This window comes from Pseudomonas sp. SED1 (assembly GCF_034044025.1).
GTDB lineage: Bacteria > Pseudomonadota > Gammaproteobacteria > Pseudomonadales > Pseudomonadaceae > Aquipseudomonas.
On the sequence record NZ_JAXCIS010000025.1, the window covers coordinates 1 to 12,927 of the forward strand.

The following is a 12,927-nucleotide window of genomic DNA, read 5'->3' on the forward strand; positions in this document are numbered from 1 at the left end:
AGCACATGTATCGACTGACACGACGCCTTCGCGAGCAAGCCCGCTCCCACACTGACTGTGCTCACTTTGGATTGTTTGTAGATTGAAAATTGAATCTCCAAGAGGCTACTCATGAGAACACTAAAAAACCTGCTCGGTGGCTCGCTTCTGGCACTCACCGTCCTGGCACAGTCCGCCACAGCCGCCGAACCAGCCAAACCGATTCACTTCGGTGACATCACCTGGGAAAGCGGCAGCCTCATCACCGAAGTGCTGCGCCTGATCGTCGAGAAAGGCTACGGCCTGCCCACCGACACCTTGCCCGGCAGCACCGTGAGCCTGGAGGCCGCCCTGGCCAAGGACGATATCCAGGTGATCGGAGAAGAATGGGCCGGGCGCAGCCCTGCTTGGGTCAAGGCTGAAAGCGAAGGCAAAGTATTCGGTCTGGGCGACACCGTCAAAGGCGCCACCGAAGGCTGGTGGGTACCCGAGTATGTGATCAAGGGCGACGCCGAGCGCGGTATCAAGCCCTTGGCCCCGGAGCTTAAATCCGTCGCCGACCTGGCCCGTTACAAAGACGTGTTCCGCGACCCCGAAGACCCCACCCGCGGTCGCTTCCTCAACAGCCCCACCGGCTGGACCTCGGAGGTCGTCAACAGCCAGAAACTCAAGGCTTACGGGCTGACCGACACCTTCGTCAACTTCCGCACCGGCTCCGGCGCGGCGCTGGATGCCGAGGTCGCTTCGTCGATCCGACGCGGCAAGCCGGTGCTGTTCTACTACTGGTCGCCGACGCCACTGTTGGGGCGCTTCAAGTTGATCAAGCTGGAAGAGCCGCCGTTCAACTCCGAAGCCTGGAAGACCCTGGCCGACGCCAACAACCCGCACCCCATCGGTACCCGCTCGATGCAGGCGCGGTTGGCGATTGGCGTGTCGGCGCCGTTCAAGACGCAGTACCCGCAACTGGTGACGTTCTTTGAAAAGGTCGACCTGCCGATTGACCTGCTCAACGGCATCCTCGCGCAAATGGCCGAGAAACGTACCGCGCCGCGCCAAGTGGCTGAAGCGTTCCTGAAAGAACAACCGCAGGTCTGGCAGCAATGGGTGCCGGCGGACGTCGCGGCCAAGGTCAAGGAGACTCTCTGATGCGCAAGCTCATCGCAGCCACACTGTTGGCGCTGTGCGCCGGGCCGCTGCTGGCGGCAGAACCGGCCACCCTGCGGGTCGGCTACCAGAAAAGCTCGGTGAGCATGGTGCTCGCCCGTGAGCATCACCTGTTCGAAGAAGGGCTGCCGGGCACCAAGGTCGAGTGGATCGAATTTCTTGGCGGCCCGCCGCTGATCGAAGCCTTGAACGGCGGCAGCATCGACATCGGCAATATCGGTGACATCCCGCCGATCTTCGCCCAGGCCGCCGGGATCGACATTCGCTATATAGCCGTCGAACCCAACGACGGGCGTACTGAAGCCATCCTGTTGCCCAAAGACAGCACCGTACAAAGCGTGGCCGAACTCAAAGGTAAACGCGTGGCGCTGCTCAAGGGCTCCAGCGCCCACAACCTGTTCCTCAAAAGCCTGCTGCGTGCGGGCTTGCAGTGGAAGGATGTGAACGTGGTGTACCTGTCGCCCTCCGACGGCCGTGCCGCGTTTGAACAAGGCAAGGTCGACGCCTGGGTCGTGTGGGAACCTTACTACTCGGCGGCGGTGGTGGACGGTTCGGCGAAGGTGCTGGGGGATGGCCAGGGGCTGAACCCGGCGGGCAGTTTCTTCATCGCCAGCGGCGCGTTTGCCAAGCAGCACCCCCAGGCGATTGCCACGATTCTCAAGGTGTTTGCCCAGGCGCAGCGATTGTCCCTGGACCATCACGACGAAAGCGTCGCGCTGATGGCCAAGACCCTGGGCTTGCAGCCGGCGGTAGTGGAAAGCTACTTCAAGCACCGCTCGCCGACGCCGAGCCGGCCACTGGACGCGACGGACATCGCCACCCAACAAGGCACGGCCGACGCGTTTTTTGCCAATGGTCTGATCCCGAAAAAGGTCGATGTGCAGCAAGTCGTGTTCAAGGCCCTATGACGTTTTTGGCATGCGAGGGAGCTTCTGTGGCGAGGGGGCTTGTCCCCCGTTGGGCTGCGAAGCAGCCCTGAAACCTGCCAACCCGCTCTGACTGAAACAACCCGGCGATCTTCTTGGGGCCGCTTCGCGACCCAACGGGGGACAAGCCCCCTCGCCACAAAGAGCAGGCCATGCAACCGATCTGCATCGACTTCCTCAACGCCATCGAATCCAGCGTTGCCATCCGGGTCGGTGGATGGGTTGGGCCTACCTGTAAAGCAATGGAAATCAAATGTGGGAGCGGGCTTGCTCGCGAAAGCGGTGGATCAGTCAATGCATCTGGTGACTGTCACACCGCATTCGCGAGCAAGCCCGCTCCCACATTTTGATCGCATTTCAGATCATGAATTTTCGGCGACCAGGGCGGCAATGACCGCCGGCCGTTCACCAACCCGCTGCTGAAACTTCGCCAGCGCCGGCCACTGCTGCAAGTCGATATCAAAGAACCCCGCCCAACGCAGCACCACAAACAGATACGCATCTGCCACGGAGAATTGCGCGCCCAACAGGTAGTCCTGACGCTCCAAGGTCTGTACCAGAATCGCAAACCGCTTGAACAGCGTGGCCTTGAACAGCGCCTTCACCTCATCCGGAATCGCGTCCTTGAACAACACCCCAAGCCCACCATGAATCTCGCTGGAGACAAAGTTCAGCCACTCCTGCAAACGCACCCGCTCCCAACTGCCATTGGCCGGCGCCAGGCCAGCTTCGGGGACCAAGTCAGCCAGGTATTGCAGGATGGCGGCACCTTCGGTCAGCACCTCGCCGTTGTCCAGTTGCAACGCCGCCACGTAACCCTTGGGGTTGATCTGCAAGAAGTCATCACCGTCAGCCGTGAGCTTTTTCTGGTTGTCGACGCGAATCAATTCAAACGGCAGGGCCAATTCCCGCAGCACGATATGGGAGGCGAGGGAACAGGCATTCGGGGAAAAATACAGCTTCATCGGGGCAACTCCGCAGGACAGTTGCCTTCAGTCTCGTGGGCATGGCACCTTGCGTAAAATTAATCTTTCAGAACCCTGCCATAAGGACAGCTACTGCCATGATGAACCTGATGCACTGGCGCCTGCTGGTGGCCGTGGCGGACAACGGCAGTATCACCGCAGCCTCCGAGCGGGTGGGCATGACCCAGTCCGCCGCCAGCCAGGCCATGGCGGCCATGGAGGCCAACCTCGGTGCGCAGTTGTTTGTACGTGAAGCGCGCCAGACCTTGCCCACTGCCTTGGGCCTGCAAGTGATCGAGCAGGCGCGGGTGATGCTGGGGGCCTTGCAGGCGATTCGTACCACCGTGGATGAAGCGCGGCCCATGCTGCGTGGGACGATTCGCATCGCGAGTTTCCCCATGGTGCTCGCGGTGTTTCTACCGCCGCTGTTGCGGCGATTCAACCAGCTTTACCCGGGCATCGAGGTGACGGGGCTGGAAGTCACGGACGATGAAGTGAACACCTTGCTCGACGCGAATTTGATCGACCTCGGTGTGGTGCTTAACCCGCCGTCCGAGCGCAATGCTGCGGTGCTGGGGCGCGATAACTGGGTGGCCGTGTTGCCGATGGCGCACGCGTTTTCCCGGCGCCCGGCGCAGGCAACGGTGACGCTGGAAGAGTTGGTGGAGCAGCCGTTTGTGCTTGCCACCGGCGGCTGCACCGTCAACGCCCGCAGCCTGGCGCAGGAAGCCGGTTTGATATTGCGCGAGGTACGGGTGGAAGTGCGGGAGTGGAACAGCGCCTTTAGCCTGGTGCGCGAAGGTGTCGGCGTCACCCTGGTACCCGAGATGACCCTGCCGGCCCAGCGCCACGGCTTGCGCATCATGCCGCTGGCGGAGCCGGTGCACCGCGAGTTCGCCTTGGTGACTTCACGCCACCAACCGCCTTCTGCAGCGGTTAATGCCTTGTTGCAAATGCTGGCTGACTAGTGGCCTTGCATAGCGCCAACGCCTGTCTATGCTCACCCAGAACCGTTGATGACGCATGGCATATAAAGCGTTTCGGATGGTTTTCCCCATAAAAGGCTGTGATCAAGATTCAAACCGTGAATGGAATGCGCCCGCGTGGGCGTCGGGAAAATAAAGGGTGATCCGCCATGTTCAACCGTCAACACAAATCCGACCAGCTGGAAATCGAACGTTTCTCCTGTGCCCTCACCGAAGCCAAAGCCAAATTGGCCGCCATCAGCCGTTCCATGGCAATGATCGAGTTTGACCGCAACGGCATCGTGCTGGATGCCAATGAAAACTTCTGCAAGACCATGGGCTACAGCGCCGACGAAATTCGCGGCAAGCATCACCGGATTTTCTGCGAAGAGGCTTATACCCACACCGATGCCTACGCCAAACTCTGGCGCGACCTGGCGCGGGGTGAACCTCTCAGTGGCACGTTCATGCGGCTGAATAAACATGGCCAGGAGGTGTGGCTGGAAGCCAGTTACATGCCGGTGCTCGGTGCCGATAACCAGGTACAGAGCGTGATCAAGGTCGCCTCGGATATCTCGGCGCGAATCCACCACGAGCATGAAAACCAGAGCCTGATCGACGCCATCGGCCGCTCCATGGCGGTGATTGAATTCACTCCGCAAGGCCAGATTCTGAATGCCAACGACAACTTCCTGAAGACAGTGAAGTATTCCCTCGGTGAAATCGTTGGCCAGCACCACAGTATGTTCTGCCATCGCGGTGAGACCGAGTCGCCGGCCTACAAAGCCTTCTGGGCCTCGCTCAATCGCGGCGAATATCACTCCCATCGGTTTGAGCGCAAAGACAAATTCGGACAAACGCTGTTTCTGGAAGCCTCCTACAACCCGATCTTCGATGCCAGCGGGCGCCTGTACAAAGTGGTGAAATTCGCCAGTGACATCACCGACCAGGTCACCACCTTGCGCACCGCTGCCGACTCGGCCCACGCCACCTCGGTGCAGAACGACGCCTGCGCCCGCAAGGGTTCGGAAGTGGTGCAGCAGACCGTGCAGATCATCGAAGAAATCTCTCGCGACCTTAACGAAGCCGCCGTGAGTATCGACGCGGTGAGCAAACAGTCGGACATCATCGGCAGCATCGTCCAGACCATCCGCGGCATCGCCGACCAGACCAACCTGCTGGCGCTCAACGCCGCGATCGAAGCGGCCCGGGCGGGTGAACACGGGCGCGGGTTTGCGGTGGTGGCGGATGAAGTGCGCAGCCTTGCAGCACGTACCAGCCAGGCGACGATCGAGATTGTGGATGTGGTGCGCAAGAACCACGACCTGTCGATCAGCGCGGTGTCGAGCATGCAGTCGAGCTTGAGCCGCACGGGGCTTGGGGTGGAGTTGGCGAATGAAGCGGGGCAGGTGATCCTGGAAATTCAGGAAGGGTCACGGCATGTGGTGGATGCGATCAGTCAGTTCAATTCCACGCTACAACTGCAGTAACCGGTATTCATGACTGACACATGACCTGTGGCGAGGGAGCTTTTGTGGTGAGGGGGACAAGCCCCCTCACCACAGGAAAGCCCTTCGCCACAGGGTTTGTATTGTCAGCGCTTAAATCGCAGCCAGGGTTTCTTTCACCATCTGCGCCTGCGGGTCAGCGGTTTTCGCCGCTACCTGCTGCGCCTGTTGGTCCTTCAGGCGTGCGGCAACTTCCTTGGAAATCGCGTCCTGCTTTTCCTGCGGCATGTTCTTCACATCTTCTTCGGTCAAACCCTGTTCCTTGAGCAGTTGCTCGCGGATGCGCTCGGCCGGGCTTTTCTTCATGTAGTCGGTGAAGTCACTGCGGGCCGATGAGGTGGAGTCGGTCTTGGGCACATCGGTGGTCGACGTGGTCGCGGTGGTGGCCTGCAACTGCACGCGGGTCTTGGCGAAGGCCGCATCGATGTTGTCAGCCGTGGCGTCGGCGGCGGCCTGGGTGGTGGACACGCCGGCGACGCCCTGCGCGTTTTGCGCGGCACCGCTGTACAGCGCGCTGGCAGCGGCGTTGGCCGGGTCCATGTCTGCGCGCTCGATGCGTTGGATCGTCGACTGAGCCTGGGGATTGTTGTTGATCAGCATGATCAGGACACCTGTGGATGTGGGCGGTGCCACAGGAGGAGCAATTAGCGTGCCCAGTGGCAAGGCCCCGTGTTTACCAGGCTTTGGGCCGCCACCGTCGGCAAGCGTTGGCGTGCCGACGGCCAGTGTTTGCCGCTAGTGGGCAATGTTCTCCAGCGCCAGGTTGCGGGTGCGCGGGCCGAACCAGCTGATGGTGATCATCACGATCAACATGCTGCTGGCGATAAACGCCAACACGCCCGGCGTGCCGAGGTGTTCGAGAATCACGCCGATCAACAAGCTGCTGAACACCGTCGACAACCGGCTGAACGAATAGCAGAAACCCACCGCCCGGGCGCGGATATTGGTGGGGAACAGTTCGCTCTGGTAGGAGTGATAGCTGAAACTCAGCCAGGCGTTGCAGAAGGTGATCATCACTCCGCAGATCACCAGCCCCACGGCGGTGGTTTGCAGCGCGAACAAACTGCCGAAGATCACCGCACCCAGGGCCGAGCCGACAATCTGCCATTTGTTCTCAAAACGGTTCGCCACCTTCACAAACAGCAGCGGCCCCAGCGGGTAGGCGAGGGTGATGATGAAGGCATAACCCAAGCTGTGAGTGACGCTCACGCCCTGGCCCGAGAGCAGCGCCGGCAGCCAGTTGCCGAAGCCGAAAAAACCGATGGCCTGGAACACATGAAACACAATCAGCATCAACGCCCGGCGCCGGTACGGCGGTTGCCAGATATCGGAAAAGCGTCCTTGGCCCTGCACGCTCACGGCTTCAGGTTCCGGTTCATCCAGTGGCTTGCCGTGGTCCTTCTGACAGCGTGCTTCGAGGCTGTCCATGATCTGCCCGGCCTCGTCGAAGCGGCCTTTTTGCGCGAGCCAGCGCGGTGACTCCGGCAGGCGCTTGCGCAGTTGCCAGATAAACAGCGCAAACACCGCACTGCTCAGCACCACCCAGCGCCAGCCGGAAATCCCGAACGGCGCCTGGGGCACCAGCCACCACGACATCAAGGCCACCGCCGGCACCGACAGGAACTGGATGAAAAACGCGAAGGCAAACGCCGAACTGCGCATGCGCTTGGGCACCAGTTCCGAGAGGTAGGCATCGATGGTCACCAGCTCGATCCCCAGGCCGATGCCCACCAGAAAACGCATGCAGATGATCCCCAGGGCTGAGGTCTGGATGCCCATCAGCACGGTGGCGACGGTGTACCAGATCAACGCAAAGGTGAAGATCGCCCGGCGCCCGTAGCGGTCGGCAATCGGGCTGAGCAGGCTGGCGCCGAGGAACAGACCGAGGAAGGTCGCCGAGGCAAAGGCCGCTTGATCGGAGAAGCCGAATACGCCCTGGCTGCCGGTGTGGAAAATCCCGTCGCTGATCAACCCGGGGCTGATGTAGGCGGTCTGGAACAGGTCGTATAGCTCGAAAAAACCGCCAATCGACAGCAACGCCACCAGGCGCCAGACGGTAGCGACGGCGGGCAGGCGATCAATGCGCGCGCTGATATGCGCGGCGCGGATCGGGTCGATGCCGTCTGCGGTAGAAAGGAAAGACATGGGCAGAAGACTCAGTAAGTGATCGGGATCTCGAATTCCTGGAACGCATCATCCACCGGTTGATAACCCAGTACACGGGTTGTTTCGCTGAGGTCCAGGCGTTTGAAGCGGTTGTTGGAGATGCCGTGGGCGATCAGGTGTTTCACACCTTCGGTTTCTACCGAGCGTTGCAGCAACTGCACGGCGTCTCGCGGGCTGAGCCAGGCGCTGAGGTCGCGGGCGTTGTTCAAGTCGTGGGTTTCGGGGAATTCGAACGCACCAATACGCAGGGCGATGGTGGAGAGCGGGGTTTTTGCGGCGTAAAAGCCGCAGAGGGCTTCGCCGTAGCATTTGCTCACGCCGTACAGGTTGGCGGGCAATACGGGCATGCCCGGAGTGATCTGCCGGTCTACCGGGTAGCCTTCGATGGTCTGGGCGCTGCTGGCGAACACCAGGCGCTTCACACCCGCGGCCACGGCGGCTTCGAACAGGTAGGTGGAGGCCAGGATGTTGTTGGGCAACAACTCGTCGAAGGTGGCGCTGGCGTGGGGAATGCCGGACAGGTGCACGATCACGTCAATCCCATCGAGCAGGGCGGCGAGGGCGGTTTTATCGCTCAGGTCGGCGTGTATGAAACGGTGTTCGCCGAGGGCGAAATCCGGCTCGATGCGATCGGTGAGGGTGAAGCAGTAGCGGTCTTTCGAGGCTTCGAAAAATGTCTTGCCAATGCGGCCGCAGGCGCCGGTGAGTAGTACGTTGAGTCCGTTCATTGTGGAGTCCTTGTTTTTAGTTGTGACCGGCGAGGGCGAAGATCTGGAAGCCAGGGCGTTGGCTGAGTGTTTCGTAGTAAGCGCTGACAGCTGGGTAGGAAGGACGCTGCATAGGCGTAATCCACCAGCGGTGCACCGACAGGCCGATGAGGATGTCGGCGAGTGTGAACTCATTACCGGCTACGTAGGCGTTGGTTTTTGCCAACTGTTGTTCCAGCAGGCCCATCTTGTCGTTCCATGCCCTTACCGCGACGGCGATGGCTTGCGCGTCCAGGTTGTCGGGGTTGTTGCGTACCAACGCGGTGAAAGCATCACCCCAGGAACGGTTGAGTTCGATGGCTTGCCAGTCTATCCATTGCTCGACTCTGGCACGGGCTGCCGGCTCGACGGGCAGGAGGTCGTGACGTTGGTGCAGGCCCACGAGGTAGCGGCAGATGGTGTTGGATTCCCAGAGCACGCCGTTGTCGTCGATGAGTACCGGGACTTGGGCGTTGGGGTTCAGGGCCAGGAATTCGGGGGACTGGGTTGAGGCGAAGCCGATGCCCCAGTCTTCGCGGTCGTAGGCGATGCCGAGTTCCTGGCAGGTCCACAGGACTTTTCGCACGTTGATGGAAGAGGTGCGACCCAGGATTTTCAGCGAATGGCCCATGGTGCTTTCCTTGCGAGGGTGAGAAGGCAGGGGAGCAATTTAGCAGGGGCGTCAGCCGACGACGAGTCAGTTAAGCGAGCACGGTTAAAAATGTGGGAGCGGGCTTGCTCGCGAATGCGGTGTATCAGTGATGGACAGGTCGGCTGACACACCGCATTCGCGAGCAAGCCCGCTCCCACAGTTCGACCGCGTGTGTTCTGTTAGATAAGCGGTGATTCTTGATCTAGCAGCTTGCCCATCAGCAATACCCCCAACTCACTCCTAACTGGGCCACCACCGAATCGCTACTAAACGAAAGGGTGGCGGCTGCACGCAGGTTAGTAGACCGGTAACCCCACACAAAACCCGGCGCGCCACAAGGGCGCCCTGCGCGCAGCCACCATCAAGCACAGACAGGTAAGTCCGACAGATGAAGCTTATGCCCATTGTGTAGGGAAGCTCGGGCTACTAAACCCGATTACTGAGAAATTCAGCGACCGGGCAACCTTAGAAAGCCCTACCCAGGCGCACAAGCGGGCGGATTCTGACGTACCTGTAGGCAACGGAGCAAGGCGCTGCCATCAACACCAGCCACTTCCTACAGCTACCGCCTAGGTACTCTCGCGCACCTTCAACTCAAACCCCATGTCCACCACCGGCCGAGCGATCTTGTTGCCCGCCATCACCGTCAACAAATGCTCCGCCGCGCGCCGGCCAATGGCCTCGCGGGGCGTACTGATACTGCTCAAACGCGGCACCATGAACGAGGAAGACGGCAGGTCGTTAAAGCCCAGCACCGAGATCTGCTCCGGTACCTTGATGCCATGGCGCAATGCTTCCAACAACGCGCCCTGAGCCAGGTCGTCGTTGCCAAAGAAGATCGCGTCCACGTCCGGATGGCTGGCCAGCAGCTGCAGGAACAACTCACCGCCCAGGCCCAGCGACGATGGCCGTGGCGTCAGCACTTCGAGCGCCGGGTCGTATAACCCTGCTTGCTGCAATGCGCGACGAAAACCTTCACCGCGCAACAACGTGCGCTGGTCCAATTGCGCGCCAATGTAGGCCAGGCGCTTGCGACCCCGTGAGATCAAATGCGCCGCCGCCGTTTCCCCGGCGTTCAACTGCGAAAATCCTACGCAGTTCAGTCCGGCGCCCGGGTCCAGGTCCATCATGTACACACACGGCACGTTGCTCGATTCCACCATGCGCCGGGCACTTTCCGTACGGTCAAACCCGGTCAGCAGCAAACCCCGTGGCTGGTAGGCCATGTAGTTGCGCAGCAGGTCTTCTTCTTCATCGCGGGAATAGTGGGTGTTGCCGATCAATACTTCAAAGCCCTTGGGCCGCAGCACCTGGTGGATGGCTTCGAGGGTTTCGATAAACAGCAGGTTGGACAGCGACGGCACCAACACCACCACCGACTGGCTCTGGGCCGAAGCCAGGGCGCGGGCGGCCGGGTTGACCACGTAGCTCAGTTCGGCAGCGGCTTTTTGCACTTTTTCCACCAGTTCGGTGGCCACGGTGCTGATGCCGCGCAAGGCCCGGGAGGCGGTAATCGGGCTGACGCCAGCCAGGCGGGCTACTTCATTCAGGGTAGGGCGGCCCGTGGTGCGGGTATTTTTATCGTTCTTGGGAGTCATCAGGCGGCTTGCCAAACAAAAATCGAGGCACTAAGGTAGCGCTGTCTCCAAGACCCTGCAAATCCTTGAACGTTGGGATGCCTGTTCCGACTCAAGCCTTTGGAGAGGATGCACGCGTCACTCCATAAAAATGACAAGACGGCGCGGGAAAAGCCTGTTTTTGCACTAGCCTTACAGCGTGCAAAGGTAGCGCTATCTGCGTCCTGAGGTGTTTCATGAGTCAACCTGTTACTGCCCTCGTGATCATGGGTGTTTCCGGCTGTGGCAAGTCCAGCGTCAGCGAGGCCCTGTGCCTGCTGAACGGCGCCACCGCCATCGAAGGCGACAGCTTTCACCCCGCCGCGAACATCGAAAAGATGAGCGCCGGCCATCCCCTTAACGACGACGACCGCGCCGGCTGGCTCGACATCCTGTGCGATGAACTGCGCCGCTCCCTCAAAGCCGGCGAGCATCCCGTGCTCACCTGTTCGGCCCTGAAGAAGAAATACCGCGACCACCTGCGCGAAGCCGCGCCGGGCCTGGGGTTTGTGTTTCTGGAGTTGACCCGCGAAGTCGCCGCCGACCGTGTGTCTCACCGCCCCGGCCATTTCATGCCGGCCAGCCTGATCGATAGCCAGTTCGCCACCCTTGAATCCCCGGTGGGCGAGCCGTTGACCCTGGCCCTCAACGCCAGTGAAGACAGCGTTGAAGACCTCGCCGAGCAAACCAACGCCTGGTGGCTGAAACACGGCTTTGAACCAACCTAATAATTTTTTGCCGGACAAGATAGCGCTGTCCGCCTGCACTGAATTTTTTACCGGCTTTAATAACAACAACAAACAGGAGAGACCCCCATGTTTGGCTTGTCCCACGATACCTACCTGCTGCTAGATGCAGTGGTGACCATCATCGGCCTGATCGTGTTGATCACCCGGTTCAAAGTCCACCCGTTCATTGCGCTGATCATCGCGGCAGGCTTTCTCGGCCTGACCTCGGGCATGCCCGTGGACAAGATCATCAAGGCCTTCCAGGACGGCTTCGGCGGGGTGCTCGGCTTTGTCGGGATTATCCTTGCGCTGGGTACGATGCTCGGCAAGATGATGGCCGACTCCGGCGGTGCCGATCAGATCGCGCAAACCCTGGTGCGGGCCTTCGGCAAGGAGAAAGTGCAGTGGGCAATGATGTTCGCCGCGTTCCTGGTGGGCATTCCGCTGTTCTTCGAGATCGGCTTTGTATTGCTGATCCCGCTGGTGTTTATCGTCGCGCGCCGAACTGGCGTGTCGCTGATCAAGATCGGCATCCCGCTGTTGGCCGGCCTGTCGGCGGTGCACGGTCTGGTGCCTCCGCACCCGGGCCCGTTGCTGGCAATTGGCGTGTTTGGGGCTGACATCGGCAAGACCATTCTCTACGGCCTGATTGTCGCGCTGCCTACGGCGATCATCGCCGGTCCGCTCTACGGTTCGTTTATCGCCAAGTACATCCCGGGCAATCCGTCCCAGGAACTGGTGGACCAACTGGCCAGTGAGCAACCGGAATCCAAGACCCTGCCGAGCTTCAGCATCACCCTGATTACCGTGCTGCTGCCGGTGTTCCTGATGCTGCTGAAGACCTTCGCCGACGTCGCCCTGCCGGACGGTCACGTAATCCGCAACTGGATGGACATGATCGGTCACCCGATCACCGCCTTGCTGCTGGCCTTGCTGCTGTCGCTGTACACCTTTGGCCGTCGCCAGGGCATCGGTTCCCAGAAAATCCTCAAGCTGCTCGACGCCAGCCTGGCGCCAACCGCAGCGATCATCCTGATCATCGGCGCCGGTGGTGGCTTCAAGCAGATGCTGGTGACCAGCGGCGTGGGTGATGTGATCGGCCATATGGCGGTGACTGCGCAGATCAACCCGATCCTGCTGGCCTGGCTGGTGGCGGCGGTGATTCGTGTGGCTACCGGTTCTGCGACGGTGGCGACCATTACCGGGGCGGGCATTGTGGTGCCGGTGGTGGGGATGATTCCGGGGGTGAACCGCGAGTTGCTGGTGTTGGCGACGGGTGCGGGCTCGCTGGTGCTGTCTCACGTCAACGATGCGGGGTTCTGGCTGGTGAAGCAGTACTTCAATATGACCGTGGCCGAGACGTTCAAGACCTGGACGGCGATGGAGACCATCCTGTCGGTGGTGGCGTTGGGCTTTATCATGTTGCTGTCGTTGGTGGTCTAACAGGAACACCGCAAAACAAAATGTGGGAGCGGGCTTGCTCGCGAAGGTGGTGAATCAGTCGACGTATTA

11 protein-coding genes and 2 pseudogenes are annotated in these 12,927 nt (G+C 60.6%); 7 read left to right on the forward strand and 6 right to left on the reverse strand.

Annotated features, from left to right (window positions below; all coding sequences use genetic code 11):
• Nucleotides 1-111 precede the first annotated feature (111 nt).
• Both SNL23_RS03725 and SNL23_RS03730 read left to right on the forward strand, forming a co-directional pair.
• Nucleotides 112-1,125, forward strand: coding sequence for an ABC transporter substrate-binding protein (locus SNL23_RS03725; RefSeq protein WP_318301642.1), 1,014 nt, complete (start codon nucleotides 112-114; stop codon nucleotides 1,123-1,125).
• The gene (locus SNL23_RS03730; RefSeq protein WP_318301643.1) at nucleotides 1,125-2,051 is read left to right on the forward strand and encodes an aliphatic sulfonate ABC transporter substrate-binding protein; all 927 of its coding nucleotides are present in this window, start codon (nucleotides 1,125-1,127) and stop codon (nucleotides 2,049-2,051) included. The genes SNL23_RS03725 and SNL23_RS03730 overlap by 1 nt, the downstream gene beginning before the upstream one ends.
• Nucleotides 2,052-2,431: 380 nt before the next feature.
• On the opposite strand, the gene gstA is transcribed toward SNL23_RS03730, so the two are convergent.
• Nucleotides 2,432-3,034 (reverse strand): glutathione transferase GstA, encoded by a 603-nt coding sequence (gstA, locus tag SNL23_RS03735; RefSeq protein ID WP_318301644.1) that lies wholly within the window; start codon nucleotides 3,032-3,034, stop codon nucleotides 2,432-2,434.
• Nucleotides 3,035-3,132: 98 nt separating this feature from the next.
• Here gstA and SNL23_RS03740 point away from each other — a divergent pair, with 98 nt between their 5' ends.
• The 3 genes and pseudogenes from SNL23_RS03740 to SNL23_RS31465 all read left to right on the forward strand — a co-directional run.
• Nucleotides 3,133-4,002 (forward strand): LysR family transcriptional regulator, encoded by an 870-nt coding sequence (locus SNL23_RS03740; protein WP_076015838.1) that lies wholly within the window; start codon nucleotides 3,133-3,135, stop codon nucleotides 4,000-4,002.
• A gap of 272 nt (nucleotides 4,003-4,274) precedes the next feature.
• Nucleotides 4,275-4,898: pseudogene (locus tag SNL23_RS31460) on the forward strand (PAS domain-containing protein); the annotation flags it as partial.
• A 165-nt stretch (nucleotides 4,899-5,063) separates the two neighbouring features.
• Nucleotides 5,064-5,489, forward strand: a pseudogene (locus SNL23_RS31465) (methyl-accepting chemotaxis protein); the annotation flags it as partial.
• A 111-nt stretch (nucleotides 5,490-5,600) separates the two neighbouring features.
• Here SNL23_RS31465 and SNL23_RS03750 read toward each other — a convergent pair.
• The 5 genes from SNL23_RS03750 to SNL23_RS03770 all read right to left on the reverse strand — a co-directional run bounded on the left by SNL23_RS03750 (nucleotide 5,601) and on the right by SNL23_RS03770 (nucleotide 10,672).
• Nucleotides 5,601-6,107 (reverse strand): hypothetical protein, encoded by a 507-nt coding sequence (locus tag SNL23_RS03750; protein ID WP_318301645.1) that lies wholly within the window; start codon nucleotides 6,105-6,107, stop codon nucleotides 5,601-5,603.
• A 135-nt stretch (nucleotides 6,108-6,242) separates the two neighbouring features.
• Entirely contained in the window at nucleotides 6,243-7,652 is a 1,410-nt protein-coding gene (locus tag SNL23_RS03755; RefSeq protein ID WP_318301646.1) for an MFS transporter, read from the reverse strand.
• Between the two features lie 11 nt (nucleotides 7,653-7,663).
• On the reverse strand, nucleotides 7,664-8,401 hold the full coding sequence (locus SNL23_RS03760; RefSeq protein WP_076015835.1) for an NAD-dependent epimerase/dehydratase family protein: 738 nt from the start codon (nucleotides 8,399-8,401) through the stop codon (nucleotides 7,664-7,666).
• A gap of 16 nt (nucleotides 8,402-8,417) precedes the next feature.
• Nucleotides 8,418-9,050 carry a glutathione S-transferase family protein gene (locus SNL23_RS03765; RefSeq protein WP_318301647.1) on the reverse strand — a complete coding sequence of 211 codons (633 nt, stop codon included), beginning with the start codon at nucleotides 9,048-9,050 and terminating at the stop codon, nucleotides 8,418-8,420.
• A 590-nt stretch (nucleotides 9,051-9,640) separates the two neighbouring features.
• Nucleotides 9,641-10,672 (reverse strand): LacI family DNA-binding transcriptional regulator, encoded by a 1,032-nt coding sequence (locus SNL23_RS03770; protein ID WP_167665540.1) that lies wholly within the window; start codon nucleotides 10,670-10,672, stop codon nucleotides 9,641-9,643.
• 212 nt (nucleotides 10,673-10,884) lie between these two features.
• Between SNL23_RS03770 and SNL23_RS03775 the strand changes: the two genes are divergently transcribed.
• Together SNL23_RS03775 and SNL23_RS03780 are read left to right on the forward strand one after the other, a co-directional pair.
• Nucleotides 10,885-11,415 (forward strand): gluconokinase, encoded by a 531-nt coding sequence (locus SNL23_RS03775; RefSeq protein ID WP_076015832.1) that lies wholly within the window; start codon nucleotides 10,885-10,887, stop codon nucleotides 11,413-11,415.
• A gap of 87 nt (nucleotides 11,416-11,502) precedes the next feature.
• Entirely contained in the window at nucleotides 11,503-12,858 is a 1,356-nt protein-coding gene (locus SNL23_RS03780; RefSeq protein WP_076015831.1) for a GntP family permease, read from the forward strand.
• Nucleotides 12,859-12,927 lie beyond the last annotated feature (69 nt).

Coding starts and splice junctions, on each gene's coding strand:
- SNL23_RS03780 (WP_076015831.1), top strand. CDS start 11,503: ATGTTTGGCTTGTCCCACGATACCTACCTGCTGCTAGATGCAGTGGTG.
- gstA (WP_318301644.1), bottom strand. CDS start 3,034: ATGAAGCTGTATTTTTCCCCGAATGCCTGTTCCCTCGCCTCCCATATC.
- SNL23_RS03730 (WP_318301643.1), top strand. CDS start 1,125: ATGCGCAAGCTCATCGCAGCCACACTGTTGGCGCTGTGCGCCGGGCCG.
- SNL23_RS03775 (WP_076015832.1), top strand. CDS start 10,885: ATGAGTCAACCTGTTACTGCCCTCGTGATCATGGGTGTTTCCGGCTGT.
- SNL23_RS03740 (WP_076015838.1), top strand. CDS start 3,133: ATGATGAACCTGATGCACTGGCGCCTGCTGGTGGCCGTGGCGGACAAC.
- SNL23_RS03765 (WP_318301647.1), bottom strand. CDS start 9,050: ATGGGCCATTCGCTGAAAATCCTGGGTCGCACCTCTTCCATCAACGTG.
- SNL23_RS03755 (WP_318301646.1), bottom strand. CDS start 7,652: ATGTCTTTCCTTTCTACCGCAGACGGCATCGACCCGATCCGCGCCGCG.
- SNL23_RS03725 (WP_318301642.1), top strand. CDS start 112: ATGAGAACACTAAAAAACCTGCTCGGTGGCTCGCTTCTGGCACTCACC.
- SNL23_RS03760 (WP_076015835.1), bottom strand. CDS start 8,401: ATGAACGGACTCAACGTACTACTCACCGGCGCCTGCGGCCGCATTGGC.
- SNL23_RS03750 (WP_318301645.1), bottom strand. CDS start 6,107: ATGCTGATCAACAACAATCCCCAGGCTCAGTCGACGATCCAACGCATC.